We start from the raw sequence: 19,639 nt of genomic DNA, 5'->3' as shown, positions 1-19,639 counted from the left end.
ATGGTTCTCCTGTCGTTCGGTAGCTCGGCTGGCCCTGTAGGCCCCGTGGCTTTGCGTCCCCGCCTTGCAGCGGGTTTGCCGTTGTCGCTGACAAAAGGAACTATGCCCGAAACTGGACGCTTGTGCAACAACCTCCGCCGCACGATTCGCGCGCAAACGGGTGATTTAGATGCGGCCATATCGGGCACGGACGAACGAGTACACACCGTACGCAACGAACCCCAGAGCGACGATGACCAGCAGGAGCACTCCCGCGGGCTGTTCGCGCAGGGTGTGCAGGGCGCCATCCAGGCCCGTCGACTTCGACGGATCGGCCGTCACGGCCGCGGTGACGAAGAGCACACCGACGATGCCCAGGGCAACCCCCTTGGCGACGTAGCCGAGTACTCCGAGGCGCCGGACGACCGGCCCGGCGGTCCCTGACGGCAGCCGCTGGAGGTCCTCGAGGAACTTCTTCTTCCACCCCTTGTAGACGTGGTAGATCCCGACCCCGATGACCGCGAGGCCGACCGCACCGACGAGCAGCCGCCCACCGGGCGCCGCCATCAGCTTCGCGGTCGCGCTCGCCGTCTGCGTCGCCGAGTCGGAACCGCCACCGCGCGCGAAGCTCAGGGCCGCGAACGCCAGCGCGATGTAGACCGCCGCACGGCCGACGGCCTTCGCGCGCTCCCCCGTGTCGTTCGACCCGAAGCTCCCGTGGATCGCCTTGGCCACCTGCCACGCCCCGAGGGCGAGGAACGCGAGGACCGAGAACCACAGGACCAGCGCGCCGAACGGTGTGCCCGCGATCGTGCTGAGCGCGCCGGACTGGTCCGCCTGCTCACCGCCGTTCCCGAACGCCACCCGCAGGGCCAGCACACCGATGAGGATGTGCAGCACCCCGCTGACCGCGTACCCCGCCCGCGCCGCCAGCTCCCAGGACCGTTGTGCGTTTGCCGTTCCGCTCGTCGTCACCGCTCGTCATCTCCTCGCGTCAGGCCCCCGGCGCTGATCGTGGCAGGAGAGGGCCGCTCCGGCGACCGGAGGGCTCGGGAGGTGGTGGGGCAGGTGGGGCTTGAACCCACGACCGACGGATTATGAGTCCGCTGCTCTGACCGGCTGAGCTACTGCCCCGAGGCACCGCACACCCTATCGAGGCTCCCGACGTGCGTCGGTGCCGGCGCACGCGCGGGTACCGTGAGCCGGTGGCCCTGTTCTCCCGTCATCGACTGCCCGCGACCGACCGCACCCGGCTGGACCTGCGGCCCGGCGACGCCGTGCTGGTGAGCACCGAGCTGTCCGACGGCCGGTGGGCCGTCGCCTCACGCCGCGCCCTGCACCTCGTGCCCGTCGACGGTCCCGTCGTGCGGCACCCGTGGTCCGACGTCGACCACGGGTCCCTGGACCCGGCGACGCGCACGATGACGCTGCGCTGGGTCTGGGGCGAGTCGGAGCAGCTGACCTTCGCCGAGGTGCCGGGGTCGTTCGCGTTCTCCCAGACCTTCCGCGAGCGGGTGCAGCAATCGGTGGTCCATGCGGTGTCCGTCACACTCCCCCGCGGCCAGCGCGCGCGGGTCGTCCTGCGGCGCGACGAGGCCGGGGCGATGTTCACGCAGGTCCTGGGTGACGCGTCGATCGACCTGTCGGACCCGGCCGTGGCGGCCGTCGTGGATGCGGCCGAGGACGAGGTCCGTGACGCCGTCGGCCTGCCCCGCTGACCTGTCCGAGGCACCCGTCGACGGCTGCTAGAGTTTCTTCCCGCACGATCCCTCGTAGCTCAATTGGCAGAGCATCCGACTGTTAATCGGACGGTTACTGGTTCGAGTCCAGTCGAGGGAGCCAGTATCACCGCAGGTCAGGCCCCCTTTCGAGGGGGCCTTCGTGCTGTCGTGCCCACTACGTGCCCGAGCAGTACGTCACTACGTTCCGCGCCCCCAGGAGCACGGCGAACGCGGTCGACGCTCCCCACCCGGTGAGGAGGACGCGGCGCCAGCCCGCGGTGCGTGCGAAGCGTGGGCTGTCAAGAACGACGACCGCGGCGACGATCACCGCGAGGGCGCTGCCGACCGACACGCGACCGTCCAGATAGCCGATGAACGGGCGGAGCGCTCCCGCAGGTCACGACCGCTCCGCGATCCGCTGGAGCGACCCCGGCAGCCCCCAGGACGCCCACGACCAGGGCGGAACCGGATGCGAGTCCAGGCGCGAGATCGCAGACTGAGCGTGTGCGAGTGAGCAAAGTCGTGGTCGTGGTGCCCTGGAGACCCAAGCCGTCCCGACTGGACGCGTTCGACCGAGTGGTCACCTGGTACCAGCGACACCTCCCGGACGTGGAGCTGCGCACGATCGATACCGACGACGAGACCTTCAATGTCGCGCGCTGCCGCAACCAGGCGGTCGGCGCGTGGCCCGACGACGGCGTCGTGGTGCTGAACGACGCCGACACGCTCCCGGAGCGAGACGCGCTCCTGCGGGCGATCGAGGGGGCGGGGGCTGCACAGGCGGTCCACCTGCCGTACACCGAGTACCGCTGGCTCGGCGCGGTCGGCAGCGCGCAGTACGGCTCGGGGGCGCCCGCGGCGCACTGCGACTTCGAGCTGGTGCGTGGCGCATGTTCGGGAGTCACAGTGACGACGCCCCGCACGTGGTTCGCCCACGGCGGCCAGGACGAGCGGTTTCGCGGCTGGGGCTTCGAGGACGCCGCGTGGAACCTCGCGCACGAGACGATGCTCGAGCGGCCGCCCGTGCGGACAGACGGGCGCGTGTACGCGCTGCATCATGTCCCTGCAGCGCGCCACGGCTCCCAGTACGAGGCAAACGCTCGCCTCATGGCGCGCTACGAGGCCGCTGCCGGCGACCGAGCCGCCATGGCTCAGCTGATCGCCGAGGCGCCGACCGCGCGGAACGCTCTGGCGGGCCCAGGGTCCTGAGCGAGGGAACCGGCCGCAGCCGCGAGGAGCTCCACGCCGGCGCCCGTGAGACCCAGCAGTCGCAGGAGCGCTTCGCGGACCTCCCGGACCGAGGCTCGGTTGGGGTCGAGCACCTCACCCACACCGACACGCTCGATGGCCGCGGCACCGGCGAACTGGTCCGTCGAGAACGGCAGGACGAGCATCGGCGTCGCGGTGCCGACGGCCTCGGTGACCGAGTTGTTGCCGCCGTGCGTGACCAGCACGGCCGCCGTCCGGAGCAGACGCACCTGCGGGAGGTACTCGCGTACGAGCCACCCGGCGGGCAGCTCGCCAAGATCGGCGACGGGGGTCGCACCACTGGCGATCGCGGCCCGCACGCCCGCCTCGCGAAGCGCCGAGACCACTGTGCGCAGCACGTCTGAGCGGACGGAGAGAAAGCTGCCGAAGCTGACGTAGACGAAGGGCTCCGCGCTGCCGAGCCACGCGTCGACCTCGGGGTCGGCAGGCTCGGCACGCAAGCTCCCACCCAGGTACCGGTGCGGCGGGAGCTGCGCTGCGCGCTCGGGCGCCGCCAGTGCCTCGGGGTAGTGGAAGAGCACGAGAGGACCGTGCAGGGCGAATGCGTCGTCGACGGGCGCCTTCCCCGGCTCGAGCTCGGCGCCGGCTGTGTTCCACTCCCTCGTGAAGCCGGCGGCCACCCGTCGGCACAGCACGTCCAGCTCGGCGAGCCCGGCCGGGTCGGGGTGGAACGCTCGCGGCCACTGTGGCGGCTTGCCGTAGACCTCGTCGCCCACCGGCAGGGCCGTCGGGTGCCCGAGGACGACGTCGGCGTAGGGGACGTCACCGGCCCACAGGCCGAGGCGCGCACCGTACGCGAGGTGGTCGACCAGGATGGCGTCGGGGCGCACGGTCTCGACGACGTCGAGGGTGGCTCGCGCCTTCTCGACCGGCCTCCACATGAGGTCGACCAGCCGCTCCCGCGCCTGGTACGCGAGGGTCGGCACCATCCCGTGCCGGGTGGCGTCGAAGAACCCCCGCAACGAGTCCGCCTCGTCGTCCGGCTGCTTGTCAGCCCGGATCACCCCCGGGTTGGACCCACGGCCCAGCTGCAGGAGCGCCGTCTCGTAGCCGAACGAGGCCGCGATGCCCGCGGTGGCCTCACCGCTGGCGACGACCACGCGCTCCCCCGCGTCACGCCACGCCGTGCCCAGTGCGGCCAGCGGGATCAGGTGCGAGGCGTAGTCCGGGCTGATGATCAGCAGCGTCATCCGGGGCCGACCAGGGCCGACCGGTCCGCGATCTCGTCCGCCGCGACCCGTCGGTAGAGGTCTCCGAGCGTGTCTGCCATGCGCTGGATGGTGAAGTTCTGGGCGACTGTCGAGCGGGACCGGCCTGCACGCCGGTCGTCCGTCTCGGCGAGCGAGGCGTCGAGCGCTGACCCGATCGCCGCGCGGAGACGATCGGCGTGCCAGGTGGCGGTGAGGAAGCCGGTGTCGCCCTCGTCCACGTAGGTCGCCGGGCCGCCGCCGTCGGGCGCGACGACGACCAGGCCGGACGCCATCGCCTCGAGCAACGCGATGCCGAACTCCTCCTTGAGGCTCGCGCAGACGTAGATTCCCTGCGGCGCGCTGCGCCCGGGAAGCCCTGTGCGCGCGGCCGCGACCCATCGAGCGACGACGTCGTTGGGTCGATGGCCCGGGAGCAGCAGGCCGGCGTCTGCCCGCTCGGTGGCGGGCACGACGGCATCGATGAGGTCCAGCTGCTCGCGCTCGTCGGCCGACGGGTGCTCCAGGTCTCCACCGACGACGAGCAGGTTGGCCCGATCGCGCAGGCCGCCCCCCGCCCACGCCTGCACGAGCGTGGCAACGCCCTTGACCCGGTGCAGGCGCCCGACGCTCACGATCAGCGGCAGCGGCCGGCGCTCGATCGGCAGCGCGTCGACCAGCGCGCGCAGCTCGGCCAGCGCGGCCGTCGGTTCGCCGCCCGCGGCATACGCCTGTGCCTCCGCGACGGCGCGGTCGATCACGACGAGATCCACGCCCTCCGGCACGATCGTGTGCCGCTCCGGGTGCGCCAGGACGTCGATCCCCACCAGCTCGCGCATGTCGCGCTGCAACGCCGGACGAGGGAACAGGACCGTGTGCGCGGCGTTGGCGGCGAGCCGCTGCACGAGCCGTGCGCGGAACCAGAAGTGCTCTGCTGCGTCGACCTCCCCGAAGTTCTGCCGGGTCAGGCGCCCGGCCAGGTCGAGCGACTGGATCACGGCGTGCGGGTCGGGCGCGACCGTGAACACGGTGGGGATGTCCAGCTCGCTCGCGACGTCGGCGGCGGCCAGGCTCCCGACATCGGCCATCCGCAGGTGGACCATGTCGACTCCGCCGGCGGCACGCAGGACGCGCCGGATCCCCCGACGCGCCGACACGCGCAGCGACCAGGCCGCGGCCATCGGAACCGGCTCATGACGCAGCGGGACCCGGCCGTAGTGGTGCCCGCTGCCGTCCAGCGCGCGCAGGTCGGCGACGGCCTCCGGGACCGATCCCCGCGAGATGGTGATCACCCGGTCCACCGGCCGCGTCCGAGGGCCCGCGGCGACGAGCGCATCGCCGAGCCGCACCAGGAGCGTCGCGATGCCGCCGTTGTCGCCCGCCCCGGCGGCGGTGAGGCCCGCGTCGACGTCGGCGTGCAGGAACAGCTGAGCGACAGTGAGCCCGTGAGCCGCGGGCTCCCGCCGCCACGACGCGGCAGCGTCGATGTCGACGAGGGAGAGCCGGGCCACGTTCGCCAGCTCGTCATGTCCGGCGGCCAAGCCGTCGAGGAGCCCGACGACGGCGCCGTCACCCGGGCGCTGACCGAGCGCGGCGATGGCAGCACTGCGCACCAGCTGGTCCTCGCCGGTGTCATCGGCGATCTCCAGGAGCGGTCGGACGGCGACGGCGTGCCGCACGAGCCCGAGGGTCTCCACCACGCGGGCCCGCGCCTCGGGCTCCGTCACCCCGAGCAGCGCTGCCTCGAGGCCGACGGCCACCTGCTCGGGGGCGCCGGCGGACCACTGCTCCAACGTCCGCTGGGCGAGCATCCCGCCGAACCCGCCGGCCTCGGTCATGCCGATGAGGCGCGCGACCGCGTCCGCGCGTGGCAGACCCGAGCCCAGCACCCACGCTGCGTGCTCACGCACGAACGGCCGGTCGTCGGACAGCAGCCGGGCCACCGCGCGCGAGGCCTCGTCGTCGCCGATCTTCCCCAGCGCGTGCACCGCGGCGATCGCCACCAGCTGGTCGGCGTCGAGCAGCGCGCCCCGGAGCACCCGGATCGTCCGGACACCAGGGTCGCGAGTGCTCTCGAAGGCGAGCTCGTCGGCGAGACGCATGCCGTCGACGATGCGCGTCGCCGCACGTAGCTCGTCGAGCGAGGTCTGGATGCCCACGGGGTTCCTCTGCGTTGTGGTGCTGAACCGACGAGGCCCGTCAGTCCAGCACGGCCGATGCTAGGTCGGCTGCCGACGACCGGCCCGTCGAGTTCCTGGCAACGCTCTCAGAATCCAGCCAGGAGCGACCTGTGTGCGCCCCGGCTCGACTACGCGCGCTTCCTCGTCTGCGATCGCCCTGGCTCGGCGCTTGAGCCGTGCACGCCGCCCCGGGAGAGCGTGCGACCACTGCCCGCCAACTCTCGTCGTGTGCGGGATCCCGAACGCTCAGACGCCCGTCAGTCCCAGCAGCCGCCGGGATGGTTGCCAAGTCGCCGACGGTCCCCGAGTATGTGAGTAAGCGTTCACTTACAGGAGGATCCATGCATGCCGTCGCGACGCACGAGCTCACCCGCACCTTCGGACCACGTCGTGCGGTCGGCCGCCTCACCGTCGACGTCCCTCTGGGCGGGGTCGTGGGTCTGCTGGGCCCGAACGGGTCCGGCAAGTCGACGCTGATCCGGATGCTGCTCGGACTGGTGCGCCCGACCGAAGGTGACGCGGACGTGCTCGGGTCCTCGATCCGCCACCCGGCGCAGTACGCGGAGCGGGTGGGCGCGCTGGTGGAGAGCCCGGCGTTCGTCCCGGGTCTGTCGGCGCACGCCAACCTGCTCTCGCTCGCCCGCTTGCGCGGTCTGCCGAGGTCCCGCGTCGCTGAAGTCATCACAGCGGTCGGGCTCTCGGGTCGCGAGCGTGAGCCGGTGCGTCGGTTCTCGCTGGGAATGAAGCAGCGACTGGGGATCGCCGCGGCGCTGCTGCCCGATCCTGAGCTGCTGATCCTGGACGAGCCGACGAACGGTCTCGATCCCGCGGGGATCGTCGAGATCCGCGCGCTGCTGGTCCGCCTCGGGCAGTCGGGTCGCACGGTGATCGTCTCGTCGCACCTGATGGCCGAGATCGAGGCCGCATGCGACTGGCTCATCATCGTCCGCTTCGGCGAGCTGGTGTTCTCCGGGCCGATCGGTGAGCTCATGGCGCGCACCGAGACCTTCGTCGATGTTGAAGCGGAGCACCACGACGACAACGACACACTCGCCCGCGTGCTGGCCGTGGCCGGATGGGTGACCGAGCTCATGCCCGACGGGGTGCGCGTGCGGGCGGGACGCGACAGCGCCGCCGAGATCAATCGCACTGCCATGGCGGCGGGGTTCACCCTCGGCCGGGTGCAGGTGGTTCACGACTCGCTCGAGCACGTCTTCCTGGAGCTGACCGGGCAGACGGACGGCGAGCTGGCACAGGACCGCGCTGCCGGCCAGGAGCGCACCAAGGTCGTCCGATGATCGCCGCCACTCGCAGCGAGCTCGTGCGGCTGCTCCGACCTCGTCTGTTGACCGGCTGGTTCGGCCTCGTCGCGCTGTTCGCCGTGTTGATCAACACCGTGATGTTCTCCATGGCCGGCAGCGACGGTCCGGCGGCAGGGCCGGGCGTGACCTTCCCCGATGCCGCCACCCTCCAGAGCTCCGACGGGCTCGTGGCCGGCCTGTCGGCGGCCGCGAGCATGTTCGGGGTCGTGACGCTGTCGCTCTGGGCGCTCGTGACCGCAACGGACTACTCGAGCGGTCTCATTCGCCTGCTGGTGGCCGCTCAACCCCACCGCTGGAAGTTGCTGCTGGGAAAGCTCGCTGCACTCGTGGCTGGCACCGCCGTGGCCACTACGGTCGCGTTGATGGTGAACGTCGGCGTCGCGCCGCTCGCAGCCGACGCCGCGGGTATCGACAGCACCCTCTGGCGTGCGGACCTCACCGCGAAGCTCCTGGGCGAGGCGTGGGGAAATGCCTTCGCCGCCGCCCTCGTGTGGGGCGTCATCGGGCTGGTGCTGGCGCTCCTCCTGCGCTCGTCGGCGCTGGCCATCTCGATCGGCGTCGGCTGGGTACTGGTGATCGAGTCGGTGGTGGTGGCGGCCTCGGACGGGAACGTTCCATGGCTCCCCGGCACGGCGCTCTCCGCGCTCGCCTCGGGGGGCGATGACGTGCTCGACTACGCGCAGGCCGCCACCGTCGCGCTCGCATACTCCGCTGTCGGGCTGGCGCTCGCGTTCGTGGTGGGATGGCGCCGCGACATCACGGACTAGCCAGAGGCAGCGGCCGGCGACAACCCATCACGGAGAGGCGACCTGGAGATGAACGAGCGTGGCCGGGCGACCCGCGATCGCTTGTTGGCGGCGACGCGAGACGTGGTGCGCGACGTGGGGTACAGCCGAGCCACCACACGCGCCATCGCGCGCGCCGCCGACGTGACCGAGGGGACGATCTACCGGCACTTTCCCGACAAGACGACGATGTTCTTCGCGGCCGCGTTGGGTCCCCACAACGAGATGCTCACGCAGTTTGCCGACCTGCCTGACCTTGCCGGCACGAACACTCTGGCCGAGAACCTCACGACAGCCCTGATCCGGCTCGCCCAGCTGCGCGAGGACATCTTGCCCCTGGAGCTCGCCATCCTGACCGATCCCGAACTTGCCACCGGACGCACGGCCGCACGCCTGGACGCGGTCAGCCTGGCGACCGGCGGCCCACCCGAACGGCTCGCTGAGTACCTCCGAAGCGAGCAACGGCTGGGACGGCTCAGGGCGGACGCCGACCCCCAGCTCGTCGCGCGAACGCTGCTCAGCCTGCTCTTCGCTCTGTCTCTCGAGCCGTCGGCCGCGGATGCAGACGGCGGGAGGCCCGACCCGGCGCTGATCGGCAGCGCCGTCGATCTCGTCGTGCGCGGACTGGCGCCGTGAGCTGACATCGAGCTGTCGCTCGGCAAGGCTTGCGCCTGATCAGGACACGGCGCTCGCACCCGAGCGCGCCGGATGCTCGCCCGCGCGCGGTCCCTCGACGGCATCCTCGACCATCCGCACTGAGCTGCGTTCACCCCCTCGTGCACGCACCTCGATCGTGACACGCCCCGCCGGCCGGCCGACGCCCCGAGGGGCCCGGAACCTGATGTTCCGGACCCCTCGGGCAGTGCATGCCGCCTCGGCTGTCGTGCCGCCGCCGTCGGACACGACGTCGGTCGACCTCGTCGAGGGGGGTCGTCACTCCACGCCGGGGTGCTCGTGGCCTCCACCACTGCCGACGGTCCCCTGCGGACCGGCCGGTGCCGGGAGCTGGAAGTTCCCCGGTACCCGCTTGCCGACGACGCCGTTCACCGTCTCGGTGGAGTACGCGTAGGTGAGAACGGCTGCAGCGATCGCATCGGCGTTGACGTCGAGCGCGTCGAGCGCGAGGTTGTCGATCGTGTCGCACGCGAGGTGATAGCACTGGTCGTACTGCTCGCCGGCCGTCCCACCCCAGATCGCCTGCTGCTCCGGCGTCTTCGGGACCTCGGCGCCGGTGAACAGGCCTCCGGCAGGGATCCCGTTCTGGATGAACGCCTGATAGTCGCTGCGTCCGCTGAACTGAGCGTCGTCGTAGGGGATCCCCATCTTCGTGTAGTACGACTCGAAGAAGTCCTCGATCTGGATGGAGCCCTCAGGAACGACGACAGGCGCCGGGAAGCCCGACTCGTCGCCGTCGTACACCATGAAGATGTAGTTCGGCGACGCGACCATGTCGAAGTTCAGGTAGAGCGCGATCTCGTCGAGGCCCGCCTGGTCCAGTCCTGCGACGTAGGCGCGCGACCCCAGCAGACCGCTCTCCTCGGCCCCCCACCACGCGAAGCGCAGCGTGTTCTCGGGCTTGAGCTTGGCGATCTGCTCGGCGATCTCCAGCAGAGCGGACGAGCCGCTGCCGTTGTCGTTGATGCCGGGGCCGGCCTGGACCGAGTCGAGGTGAGCGCCCGCCATGACGACGTTGGCGGCGTTCCGGCCGGGCAGCTCGGCGATGACGTTCACCTGCGGCCGTGACTCCGGCGGGTCGACCTGGATCCGCGCGGTCGAACCGGCAGCGGCCAGTGCGGCGCCGTCCGCGAAGCTCGCGCCCACGACGGGGATGCTCAGCGGCTGCTGGTTGATGCCGAAGAGCGTCCCGGTGATCAGGCCCTCGCGCAGCGGGGTGTTGCCCTGGTTGAAGATGATGACGGCCTCGGCGCCCGCCGTCTGGGCGTTGATCGCCTTGACACCGAACTCGCAGGTCCCGCGCTGGATCAGCGCGATGTCTGCCGTGCCGCTGAAGTCCAGGCCGGCGAAGTCGGCCGCCTCGCACCCGCTGGTGACCGGTTCGCGCGGCGGGGTGAGAAGGATGTCGACCGGGATGACGTTGCCGCTCACCTCGCCGTAGCCGGTGCCGGTGAAGACGCCTGTGCTGTAGGTCGCCGCGGTGGGGGTCAGCTGCTCGAGCTGCGGCGGGGGCACGAACGTGAAGTCGAACGGGTCGAGCTCGACGGTCCAGCCTGCGGCCTGGAGCCGCTGGACCACGTAGTCCACGCTCCCGGTGTAGCCGGTCGTGCCTGCGGCGCGGTTGCCTCCGTTGGCGTCCGCGATGTCCTGGAGGGCCTGCTCGTGCTCGAGGACGCCGTCGACGGTGATGCAGCCGAGGAGCTTGTCGTAGGTGTTGTTGGTCCGGTTGTTGCACGCGGTGGCCGCGGGCGCCGCGGTGGCGGCTCCGGCGGGCACGAGCAGGGCCGCGGTGGCGAGGCTCGCGGTGGCTACGACTGTCCACCCACGTCGTGACTGCTGTGCTGGGAACATCGTTGGTCCCTTCGATCGGGGCGTCAGGGTGGCGCCCGATTTGTCGGAGCCTACGGACGAAGTACGCGCCCGGCACCCCCCAGACATCGCGGAGTGCACGCTTGCCCAGCGCACTCGACCGGCCCCAGGGCCCTCGGTTCGCCGGCGCCGAGGACCGATAGCACTCGTCGGAAGATCGATCGGCCTCCACGGTCATATTCACCCGTTCGCGTGCCGATAGAGAGGGTGAGGCCGACGTCAGGCTCCCCCGTCGGACGAGACGGCCTCCTGAGCGGACCAATGTCGCACCGCAGGAGGAACACCGTGACCAGCCAGCACACCATCCCGACGCCCACCGTCGGCGTGAGCGCCCTGACCCAGCGGGAACGCGTCGTCATGGGCGAGCTCGGGGAGGACATCACTCTCGAGGACATCGCCGCCCGTCTGTGGGTCACCCGCAACACGGTGAAGTCCCAGCTGCGCAGTGCCTACCGCAAGATCGGCGTGTCCACGCGTGCCGAGGCTGTCGCCTGGGCGCGGGCGCACGGGATCTGACCCCTACGCGGACTCCGCGCGACGATCGAGCGGATCGAGGATGTCCCGCTCGTCGCCCGGTCGGGCCGGAGGGTGAGGTCCGGGGTGCGTACCGCCCCGACCCTGCAGCAGGACCTCCGCCGCGTGGTCCGCGAGCGCGAAACCCGCCGAACCGTAGAGGTGGAACACGGCGTCCGCGCCGTGGCGCTCCAGCTCGGCGACGTCGTCGTCGTACCGGGCGACGGCGGCGACCTTGCCCGTGAAGCCAGCGGCCTGGAGCCTGGCCAGGGCGATGAGGTTGGCGTTGTGGAACGGCATCGCGAGGACCGCCATCCTGACCCGGCCGGCGCGCTGCACGCGGTTCCAGAACTCCAGGTCGGTCGCGTCGGCGCGCACGACGTCGTAGCCCTCGTCCTCGAGCGCGAGGACGCGGGTCTGGTCGTGCTCGACGCCGACGACGGACAGCCCGTACTCGTCACGCAGCCGCACGTACGTGGCGGAGCCGACGCGGCCGAGACCGAGGACGAGTGCGTCGGCGTCGCCGACGTCCACGAGCCGGTCGTCGGGGTGCAGGCGCTCGCTGTCGCGCGCCGGGAGCAGGCGCGACAGCCGCGAGGCGAGCTCGACCCCTCGGCGGTTGACGATCGCGGACAAGCCGAAGCTGAACGCGACGGCCAGCGAGACCACGACGACCCACTCGTCGTCGAGCAGGCCGGTGCTCGCGCCGACGGCGACGACGATGATCCCGAACTCGGAGTAGTTCGACAGGACCAGGCCGGCGAGGAACGCCGTGCGCCGGCGCAGGCGCATCGTCCAGAGCACGACCGAGTAGGCCGCGACCTGGAGCGGCAGCAGCAGGAGCAGGAGGAGGGCGAGGCCGATCTCGAGCATGTGGGGCGTGCCGTGCAGGCCGATCTGCACGAAGAACGCGACCAGCATGAGGTCCTTGAACGTCATCAGCGACCGGGACAGCTCGCCCGCCTGCGGGTGCGACGCCAGCAGCACCCCGACGACGAGGGCGCCGACGTCACCCGCGATGCCCACCAGCTCGAACAGCCCGTACCCGAGCACCACGGCGACGCTCACCCCGAACAGCGCCTGCAGCTCGCCGTGCCCGACGCGGTCCCAGATCCGGTGCAGGATCTTCCGGCCGGGGACCAGCAGGACGAGCAGCAGCGCCCAGGGGCTCGGCGGCTCCCCGCTGGACAGCGACAGGAAGATGACGGCGGCGACGTCCTGCATGACGAGCACGCCGACGGCGATGCGCCCGTACAGCGAGGTGGTGTCGGAGCGGTCGTCGAGCACCTTGACGACGAACACGGTCGAGGAGAACGACAGGGCGAACCCGACGAGCGCGAGCGCGCCGAACGACTCGCCGGCGACGAAGCCGAACCCGATCACGGCGAGCAGGCCGAGGAACCCGAGCCCGATCGCGACGCTGATCCCCAGGTGCACCACCGTGGTGAGCCAGATCTCGCGACGCAGCAGGGTCCGGACGTCGAGCTTCAACCCGATCGCGAAGAGCAGCAGGACGACCCCGAAGTTCGCGATCGGCTCGAGGTAGGGCAGCTCCGGAGCCCCGACGGCGCCGAGAGCGAAGCCGGCGGCGAGGAAGCCGACGAGGGGCGGGAGGCGCAGGAGCACCGCGAGGAGACCGCCGAGCAGTGCGGCGCCGAGGTAGAGGGCCGCTGCCGCCATGGGGTTCCTCTCGCCGCGGAGGTGAGGTGCCCTATCTTGCCTGGTCCACCGACCTGCCTAGCGAGACTGAGCGGACCTGACCACGTTCTGCGCGACCTGCGGTCACGCCACTTCCCCCGATCCGGAGCACGCCCTCATCCTCCTCCACCGTTCCGTGAACGCCGGGCGGCCGAAGGCATAGCCTAGAAGGCGACCGTCGACGGCGACGCGACGGGCGTCCTGGAGGTTCAGGAACGAGCCTCGTGCGCAGGGCTCCTCGCGGCGCCACCTCTGGGGGTTGCGATGACGGCGACCAGCACGCACGTGGGGCGCTTCCGGTTCGGGGCAGCCACCGATCGGTGGTGGTGGTCCGACCACATGTTCCTCATCCACGGCATGCAGCCGGGCGACGTCGTGCCCACCCGCGAGCTCCTGCTCACCCATGTCCAGCGCGACGACCGGGCGGTCGTCGGCGAGGCTCTCGACGGGTGCATCGAGGAGCTCGACCCCCGCGCGGCGATCTACTGCCTCGTGGACATGTCGGGGACCGCCCACCGCGTCGTGATGGCGGTCGCCGGCGACGGGGACGGTGACCTGACCGGGTTCCTCGTCGACGTCACCGCTGCCCACGACGCGTTCCTGGCTGAGCGCGTGAACGCGGAGCTGACGCTCGCCCTGGAGTCGCACGCGGCGATCGACCAGGCCAAGGGCATCCTCATGCTCACCTACGGTGTCGACGAGGACGCGGCCTTCGGCATCCTCAAGCAGAGCTCGCAGCGGCACAACACCCGGCTGCGTGAGCTCGCCGGCCGGGTGGTGCGGACCGCGGCCGTCGGTCTGGAGTCGATCTCGCGAGAGCTGCTCGACGAGGCCCTGTGCGCGGCACCCGAGCCGGACGCGCAGGCGCCGTGCGGGCGGCGCCGGCACCTCGACCTGCACGCCGAGCGCACCGCCGACGAGTCGATCCTGCGCGTCGCGGGTGCGGTCGACCTGTCGAACCGGGACGAGCTGGCTGACGCGATCTCCATGGCGATGCTCGGCGCAGCGGACGTCCGGCGGGTCACCGTGGACGTTCGGGGGCTGGGGCGGATCGGACCGGCCGCCGTCGACGTGCTCACGGCGGCCCTGCGCCGCAGCACCGCGCACGGCATCACGCTGACGATCGTCGGCGGCGGACTGGGCGACTCCGCGGCATCCACGGCCGCACACGGGTCGTCGATCGCCTCCCGGAGCTGACCACCGGGCAGGGGTCGCGCCCGACCGGCGTCGTCGCCAGACTGGCCCGATGCGATCACGGGTGCAGGGCATGTGGTGGGGACCGGCCATCGAGGCGCCGGACCCGTCGGCGCTGGCGGCGTTCTACTCGCAGCTGCTCGGCTGGCCGGTCGTCCACGAGGAGCCGGGCACGGCGGTCATGGCGGCGCCGGGCGGGTCGACGTTCTTCGTCTTCCAGCAGGCTGACGGCTACCGACCTCCGGTGTGGCCGCCGGTCGACGGCGAGCAGCGGCCGATGATGCACCTCGACTTCCAGGTGGGTGACCTCGACTCCGCCGTCGAGGACGCGGTCGCGCTGGGTGCGACCCTGTCGACGTCCCAGTTCCGGGAGAACGTGCGCGTGATGCTCGACCCGGTCGGGCACCCGTTCTGCCTCTGCCTCGACCAGGACTAGCTGCTCACCCGGTCCAGCTGCTGCAGGAGGTCGTGCGCCGCGAGCTCGACGTCCTTGTGCCGCCACTCGGACGCACGGTAGACGCACGCGATCAGGGCCGTGCGGTGCACCCGGCGGAAGTCGCCGGCGACGAACGCGTACCGCGCCTTCGTCCCGTCGGTCGCTCCCACGGTGAGCCCGAGGTGCCAGGCGGCGTACTGCTCCCACGTGTGCTTCTCGAGGTAGTCGTTCTGGGCCGTGGCGTCGGGCTGCGTCTCGCCCCAGTCGCTGTCCAGGACGTACTGACGCGCGTCGATGAGCTCACGCAGGTGCCGCACGGCCTCCGCGTTCAGCTCGTACTCCGCCATGGGTCGATCCTGCCCCCGCCGTCACCGGGTGCGCAGCACGAGCAGGAACTGCCCACCGCCCGGCTCGACCTCGGCCGCCACGCGCAGGTCGGGCGCGAACCGGGAGAGGCGGTCGACCAACCAGACCGCGGCCGCCTCGCCGTCCGCGCGCGTCGGGCAGCGACCGACCACCTCGCGGCCGCCCTTGCGGGTCAGCCGCTCGACGCTCGCGACGATCGGGGCAGGGTCGACGACGAAGAGGTCCGGCGACCAGGCGACGACAGGCTTCACCGCTCCCTTCTTGGTGTTGCAGGCGCGGTGCGCGAGGCGCTCGGAACCCGGAGCCGGCTTCTTGCCCTTGGGCGTGGCGCCGCCGTCGATGCTCGGGCCGCGGTCGGCGTTGACGGACGCGTCCGGGTCGACCGGCTCGTCGCACAGCCAGCATCGCCAACCGTCGCGTTCGCCGACCTCGTGAAGGGTGCTCATGGCCCGGAGACTACGGCGCTACCGTCGGTGGATGGGTTTCGACGTCTCCCCGGACGTGTACTTCCGGTTCATGGGCCGGTTCTCCGAGCCGCTCGCCGCACGGTTCGCCGCGGCGCTGGAGATCCCTGCCGGCGCACGCGCGCTCGACGTCGGCTGCGGACCCGGAGCCCTGACCGCCCAGCTCGTCGCACGCCTGGGCGTCGATGCCGTCACCGCCGTCGACCCCTCCGAGCCGTTCGTCGCGGCCGCACGAGCCCGGTTCCCCGGCCTGCGGGTGCTGGCAGGCGTCGCCGAGTCGCTGCCGCTGCCCGACGACTCCGTCGACCTGACGGTGGCCCAGCTCGTCGTCCACTTCCTGACCGACCCGGTCGCCGGGCTGACGGAGATGGCCCGCGTGACCCGGCCGGGCGGCGTGGTCGCGGCGAACGTGTGGGACCACGCCGGCAACGGCGGACCTCTTGACGCGTTCTGGCGTGCGGCGCACGACCTCGACCCGAGCGCTCCCGGCGAGGCCGCCCTGCCGGGGACGCGGGAGGGGCACCTCGCCGAGCTGTTCAGGGAGGCGGGGCTGCAGGACGTCGTGTCCTGGAGCGAGGCGGTCGGTGCGCGGTACGAGACCGTCGACGAGTGGTGGGCCACCTTCACCCTCGGCGTCGGGCCCGCCGGCGCCTACGTCGCGTCGCTCGGGGACGCCGAGCGGGACGCCCTGCGGGCGCGCTGCGCGGAACGGCTGCCGGCCGCGCCGTTCGAGATCCCCGCCGTGGCGTGGTGTTCGCGGGGGTCGGTCGTATGACCTCGCTCGAGCGTCGGGCGGAGACGTCGCTGTGGCCGCTGGTCGACCAGGTGGTGCGGACGCACGGGCTCGCAGGGCTGGCGGTCGCCGTGGTGCAGGACGGCGAGGTTGCGCTGGCTCGAGGGTTCGGGACGCGCGACGTCCGCACCGGCGCCCCGGTCACGCCCGAGACCCTGTTCCACCTGGCGTCGGTGTCGAAGACGTTCGTCGCGGCTGCGGTCGTCGGGCTGACGCCGGCGCTGGACCTGGACGCCCCGGTGGTCCGGTGGTTGCCCGACCTGACCCTGGCCGACGGTCGTCAGGCCGAGGTCACGCTCCGCCACCTGCTCACCCACACGAGCGGCATCCCGGACGTCACGGACTACGGGTGGCACGACCCACTGCTGGGCGACGACGCGCTCGCGGAGCTGGTCAGGGGCCTGTCGAGCGCGCGCCTGTCCACGACGCCGGGCACCCGGTTCGCCTACTGCAACCTCGGGTACGAGGTGCTCGGGCACGTGCTCGCGACCGTCCGTGGGACGACGTTCGAGGAAGCGATGACGACCCTCGTCCTCCACCCGGCGGGCATGGACCGCAGCACGTTCCTGCGTGGCGACGTCGCACCCGATCTCGCCGCATCACCGCACGTCGGCGCGCCGCTCATCGTGCCGGGCGACTCCTATCCCTACACGCGTCGGCACGCCCCGAGCTCGACCCTGCACTCCAGCGTCGCCGAGCTGTCCCGCTGGATGATCGCCACCCTGGACGACGCCGGCACGGCCGCGCGGAGGTGGCAGCCGGAGGCTGAGGTCGGCGACCCGCCCTGGGACGAGTCCGTGGGGCTCGGCTGGTTCCTGGGCAGCCACCGCGGCGAGCGGACGGTCGGCCACGCCGGTGCCGATCCCGGGTTCACCTCACGTCTCGTGCTCGTCCCCGAGCGCCGGACGGGCGTCGTGGCGCTGGCCAACTCCAACACCGCCCCGACCGGCGCCGTCGTGCGGGCTGCGCTCGATCTGGCCCTCGACCTGCCGCTGCACACGGCCGACGACCTTCGTCTCGACGCGCTCCTGCCCCCGATCACCGTGCCGCTGGGCAGGGCGCTCGTCGAGTCCGGGGCCGACGCTGCCGTCGACGCGTACCACCGGCTGACGACCACCGTCCCGGCGCTGGTCGACGTCGACGACGACCGCTTCGTCGACGGCGTCTGGGGCGCGATCGAGCTGCACCGTCCGGACCTGGTCCGACCGCTCCTGGGCCTGTGGACGACGGTCCGTCCGGGCTCGTCGCGGGCGTGGGCGATGACTGGCTGGGCGCACCTGGTGGACGGCGACACCGGCCCGGCAGCCGAGCTCCTGCAGCGGGCCGTCGACCTCGACCCCGGGAACGAGGACGCGGCGGCCCTGCTCCGGGGCCTCGGCGCCTGACCGCTCAGACCGCAGCCGCCTGCCTCGCCAGGTCGCCGACCTCGCGGGCGACAGTCGGCCACAGCGCGGCGGGCAGGTCGTGCCCGACCCCGGGAAGCGTGACCAGCCGTGCTCCGTCGACGGCGTCGGCCGTGGCCCGGCCGGCGGCGACCCGCAGGATCGGGTCCGCCTCACCGTGCAGCACGAGCGTCGGCCGGTGCAGGTCCCGCAGCTTCGGACCGTGCCACTGTGCACCGATCTGGCGGCTCTGCGCCTTGGTGTCCCGCGGGCCCGTGTCGACCGCGCGCTCGATCCACTCCCGGGCCGCCGTCTCGTCGAACGGGTACGCGGGCGACGCCACCCCGCGCGCGACCGCGAGGCTGGCCTCGATGTCGCCGTCGCGGCCGTCGGGGAACGTGGTGCGGGCGAGCCTGGCGAGCAGGCCGACGCGCAGGTAGCGGGCGACCCGGAGGCCCGAGACGTCGCTGGGCAGGGCCGCCGACGACACCACGCTGAGCACGCGGTCGGGGTGGCGCAGCGCGAGGCGCTGGGCGACGACACCGCCCATGGAGTGGCCGAAGACGTGCGCCCGCGCCCAGCCCAGCTCGTCGAGCACCGCAACGGCGTCGTCGACCATGTCCTCGGCGGTGTACGCGTCGCCCTTCTTCGCGAACAGCGCCCGGAACGGGTTCGACCCCGCGACGTCGGGCAGCCGGGTGGACTCACCCGCGTCGCGCTGGTCGTAGCGCGCCACGGCGAAGCCCTCGCGGGTGAACTCTTCGCACAGACCCGTCGGCCACCAGAACCGCGAGGTCGCCAGCCCCATGACCAACAGCAGGGGCATCCCGTCGGAGCCGGCGAGGCGGTCGTAGGCGATCTCGACGTCGCCGTTGCGGGCGCGCTGCGTGGGGGTCCAGGTGGTCATCGGTGGCTCCTCATTAATTGCGATCAACGTTCGCTATTCTAGCCCACGGATGAGAGGGTGGCGGCATGGAGACGCACACGAGCATCTGGCTGCGTCCCGCGCGCGGCAGCCGGGGCCGGGCTCCGGAGCACACCCGCGACGGCATCGCGGCGGCCGCGGTGCGGCTCGCCGACACCGACGGTCTCGGCGCCGTGACCATGCGCTCGGTGGCCGAGGCCCTCGGGGGCGGATCCGCGTCGCTCTACCGCTACGTCGAGTCCCGCGACGAGCTCGTCGCGCTCATGATCGACCAGGTCAACGGGGAGATCGACTACACCGTCCTCCACCACGCCGACTGGATCGCGGACCTCCTCGCGCTCGGCCGGCAGAGCCGCGACGTGTACCTGCGCCACCCCTGGCTCACCGACACCACCGCCGCCACGGGCGACCTCGGGCCGAACGCCGTCGAGTACCTCGAGCACGCGCTCGGAGCCCTGCAGGACCTCGCTGTCGACGGGCACCGCAAGCTCGAGGCCATCGGCGTGTTCAGCGCCGTCGTCCGGCTCCTGGCCCGCACCGAGATCGAGCAGCGCGGCACCGCTCCGGTCGACCGGCGCCGTCAGCTCGCGGCCGCCGCGCACCTCTCGCAGCTCCTCCGCGACGGCGCGCACCCGCACCTCGCCGGCGCCCTGTCGGCACCCCCGGTGGACGCCGACGAGGACCAGACCGAGCGGCTGCTGACGCGCGTCCTGGAGGGTCTTCTGGGCGCCGAGGGCGGCTCCCGGAGCGGGCGAAATCGCTAGTAAACCGTGGTGAACCCCCACAGCCGCTGCGACCCTGGAGAGCGACGGAGGGGTCGAGCACGCGTGATCAGACGCTCGGCACCCGCCCGGAGGCAAGAGCGGTGATCGTGTGTGGGG

The 19,639-nt window shown here is 72.1% G+C and carries 20 protein-coding genes, 2 tRNA genes and 1 riboswitch; of the genes, 12 read left to right on the top strand and 10 right to left on the bottom strand.

The genetic code is table 11. The features are described from left to right. Positions 1-15: 15 nt before the first annotated feature. Positions 16-90, bottom strand: a riboswitch (cyclic di-GMP riboswitch). A gap of 75 nt (positions 91-165) precedes the next feature. Then, the gene (locus J2X26_RS09195) at positions 166-954 is read right to left on the bottom strand and encodes a DUF1206 domain-containing protein (RefSeq protein ID WP_307491637.1); all 789 of its coding nucleotides are present in this window, start codon (positions 952-954) and stop codon (positions 166-168) included. An 82-nt stretch (positions 955-1,036) separates the two neighbouring features. Next, a tRNA-Ile gene (locus tag J2X26_RS09190) sits at positions 1,037-1,113 on the bottom strand. 71 nt (positions 1,114-1,184) lie between these two features. Between J2X26_RS09190 and J2X26_RS09185 the strand changes: the two genes are divergently transcribed. After that, the gene (locus tag J2X26_RS09185; protein ID WP_307491635.1) at positions 1,185-1,697 is read left to right on the top strand and encodes a hypothetical protein; all 513 of its coding nucleotides are present in this window, start codon (positions 1,185-1,187) and stop codon (positions 1,695-1,697) included. 48 nt (positions 1,698-1,745) lie between these two features. Next, positions 1,746-1,821, top strand: a tRNA-Asn gene (locus tag J2X26_RS09180). Positions 1,822-1,875: 54 nt separating this feature from the next. On the opposite strand, the gene J2X26_RS09175 is transcribed toward J2X26_RS09180, so the two are convergent. Continuing rightward, positions 1,876-2,052 carry a hypothetical protein gene (locus J2X26_RS09175; RefSeq protein ID WP_307491634.1) on the bottom strand — a complete coding sequence of 59 codons (177 nt, stop codon included), beginning with the start codon at positions 2,050-2,052 and terminating at the stop codon, positions 1,876-1,878. Between the two features lie 158 nt (positions 2,053-2,210). On the opposite strand from J2X26_RS09175, the gene J2X26_RS09170 reads away from it, so the two are divergent. Continuing rightward, the gene (locus J2X26_RS09170) at positions 2,211-2,909 is read left to right on the top strand and encodes a hypothetical protein (protein ID WP_307491632.1); all 699 of its coding nucleotides are present in this window, start codon (positions 2,211-2,213) and stop codon (positions 2,907-2,909) included. Here J2X26_RS09170 and J2X26_RS09165 read toward each other — a convergent pair. Beyond that, a complete protein-coding gene (locus J2X26_RS09165; protein ID WP_307491631.1) occupies positions 2,852-4,159 on the bottom strand; it encodes a nucleotide disphospho-sugar-binding domain-containing protein in 1,308 nt (435 codons plus the stop codon). The genes J2X26_RS09170 and J2X26_RS09165 overlap by 58 nt on opposite strands. Continuing rightward, on the bottom strand, positions 4,156-6,315 hold the full coding sequence (locus J2X26_RS09160; protein WP_307491630.1) for a glycosyltransferase: 2,160 nt from the start codon (positions 6,313-6,315) through the stop codon (positions 4,156-4,158). Before J2X26_RS09160 ends, J2X26_RS09165 begins: the two co-directional genes overlap by 4 nt. Positions 6,316-6,677: 362 nt before the next feature. Here J2X26_RS09160 and J2X26_RS09155 point away from each other — a divergent pair, with 362 nt between their 5' ends. Genes J2X26_RS09155 through J2X26_RS09145 form a run of 3 tightly spaced genes read left to right on the top strand, consistent with a single transcriptional unit; the run spans position 6,678 to position 9,079 of the window. Continuing rightward, positions 6,678-7,634, top strand: coding sequence for an ABC transporter ATP-binding protein (locus J2X26_RS09155; RefSeq protein WP_307491629.1), 957 nt, complete (start codon positions 6,678-6,680; stop codon positions 7,632-7,634). A 47-nt stretch (positions 7,635-7,681) separates the two neighbouring features. Continuing rightward, positions 7,682-8,425, top strand: a complete 744-nt coding sequence (locus J2X26_RS09150) for a hypothetical protein (protein WP_307491627.1) — start codon at positions 7,682-7,684, stop codon at positions 8,423-8,425. Positions 8,426-8,473: 48 nt separating this feature from the next. Continuing rightward, positions 8,474-9,079, top strand: a complete 606-nt coding sequence (locus tag J2X26_RS09145) for a TetR/AcrR family transcriptional regulator (protein ID WP_307491626.1) — start codon at positions 8,474-8,476, stop codon at positions 9,077-9,079. Between the two features lie 297 nt (positions 9,080-9,376). Here the strand turns inward: J2X26_RS09145 and J2X26_RS09140 are convergent, their stop codons facing one another. After that, entirely contained in the window at positions 9,377-10,969 is a 1,593-nt protein-coding gene (locus J2X26_RS09140; protein ID WP_307491624.1) for a M28 family metallopeptidase, read from the bottom strand. Between the two features lie 303 nt (positions 10,970-11,272). On the opposite strand from J2X26_RS09140, the gene J2X26_RS09135 reads away from it, so the two are divergent. After that, the gene (locus J2X26_RS09135) at positions 11,273-11,503 is read left to right on the top strand and encodes a helix-turn-helix domain-containing protein (protein WP_307491622.1); all 231 of its coding nucleotides are present in this window, start codon (positions 11,273-11,275) and stop codon (positions 11,501-11,503) included. Positions 11,504-11,506: 3 nt separating this feature from the next. Here the strand turns inward: J2X26_RS09135 and J2X26_RS09130 are convergent, their stop codons facing one another. Continuing rightward, positions 11,507-13,180, bottom strand: coding sequence for a cation:proton antiporter family protein (locus J2X26_RS09130; RefSeq protein WP_307491620.1), 1,674 nt, complete (start codon positions 13,178-13,180; stop codon positions 11,507-11,509). Positions 13,181-13,462: 282 nt separating this feature from the next. Here J2X26_RS09130 and J2X26_RS09125 point away from each other — a divergent pair, with 282 nt between their 5' ends. After that, the gene (locus J2X26_RS09125; RefSeq protein ID WP_307491618.1) at positions 13,463-14,395 is read left to right on the top strand and encodes an ANTAR domain-containing protein; all 933 of its coding nucleotides are present in this window, start codon (positions 13,463-13,465) and stop codon (positions 14,393-14,395) included. Positions 14,396-14,444: 49 nt separating this feature from the next. Beyond that, positions 14,445-14,828: a VOC family protein gene (locus J2X26_RS09120; RefSeq protein ID WP_307491616.1), complete on the top strand. Its 384-nt coding sequence runs from the start codon at positions 14,445-14,447 to the stop codon at positions 14,826-14,828. On the opposite strand, the gene J2X26_RS09115 is transcribed toward J2X26_RS09120, so the two are convergent. Both J2X26_RS09115 and J2X26_RS09110 read right to left on the bottom strand, forming a co-directional pair. Then, entirely contained in the window at positions 14,825-15,175 is a 351-nt protein-coding gene (locus J2X26_RS09115) for a hypothetical protein (protein WP_307491614.1), read from the bottom strand. The genes J2X26_RS09120 and J2X26_RS09115 overlap by 4 nt on opposite strands. A 21-nt stretch (positions 15,176-15,196) precedes the next feature. Beyond that, a complete protein-coding gene (locus tag J2X26_RS09110; RefSeq protein WP_307491612.1) occupies positions 15,197-15,640 on the bottom strand; it encodes a hypothetical protein in 444 nt (147 codons plus the stop codon). A 31-nt stretch (positions 15,641-15,671) separates the two neighbouring features. Here J2X26_RS09110 and J2X26_RS09105 point away from each other — a divergent pair, with 31 nt between their 5' ends. Together J2X26_RS09105 and J2X26_RS09100 are read left to right on the top strand one after the other, a co-directional pair. Beyond that, entirely contained in the window at positions 15,672-16,433 is a 762-nt protein-coding gene (locus J2X26_RS09105) for a class I SAM-dependent methyltransferase (RefSeq protein WP_307491610.1), read from the top strand. Next, positions 16,430-17,836: a serine hydrolase domain-containing protein gene (locus J2X26_RS09100; RefSeq protein WP_307491609.1), complete on the top strand. Its 1,407-nt coding sequence runs from the start codon at positions 16,430-16,432 to the stop codon at positions 17,834-17,836. The genes J2X26_RS09105 and J2X26_RS09100 overlap by 4 nt, the downstream gene beginning before the upstream one ends. A gap of 4 nt (positions 17,837-17,840) precedes the next feature. On the opposite strand, the gene J2X26_RS09095 is transcribed toward J2X26_RS09100, so the two are convergent. Beyond that, positions 17,841-18,740, bottom strand: a complete 900-nt coding sequence (locus J2X26_RS09095) for an alpha/beta fold hydrolase (protein ID WP_307491607.1) — start codon at positions 18,738-18,740, stop codon at positions 17,841-17,843. Between the two features lie 65 nt (positions 18,741-18,805). Here J2X26_RS09095 and J2X26_RS09090 point away from each other — a divergent pair, with 65 nt between their 5' ends. Next, positions 18,806-19,522 carry a TetR/AcrR family transcriptional regulator gene (locus tag J2X26_RS09090; protein ID WP_307491606.1) on the top strand — a complete coding sequence of 239 codons (717 nt, stop codon included), beginning with the start codon at positions 18,806-18,808 and terminating at the stop codon, positions 19,520-19,522. Positions 19,523-19,639 lie beyond the last annotated feature (117 nt).

This window comes from Cellulomonas humilata (genome assembly GCF_030814415.1).
Taxonomy (GTDB): Bacteria; Actinomycetota; Actinomycetes; order Actinomycetales; family Cellulomonadaceae; genus Cellulomonas; species Cellulomonas humilata_A.
The sequence above is the reverse complement of the archived record's forward strand: the minus strand, read 5'-3'. Positions and strand labels throughout refer to the sequence as shown.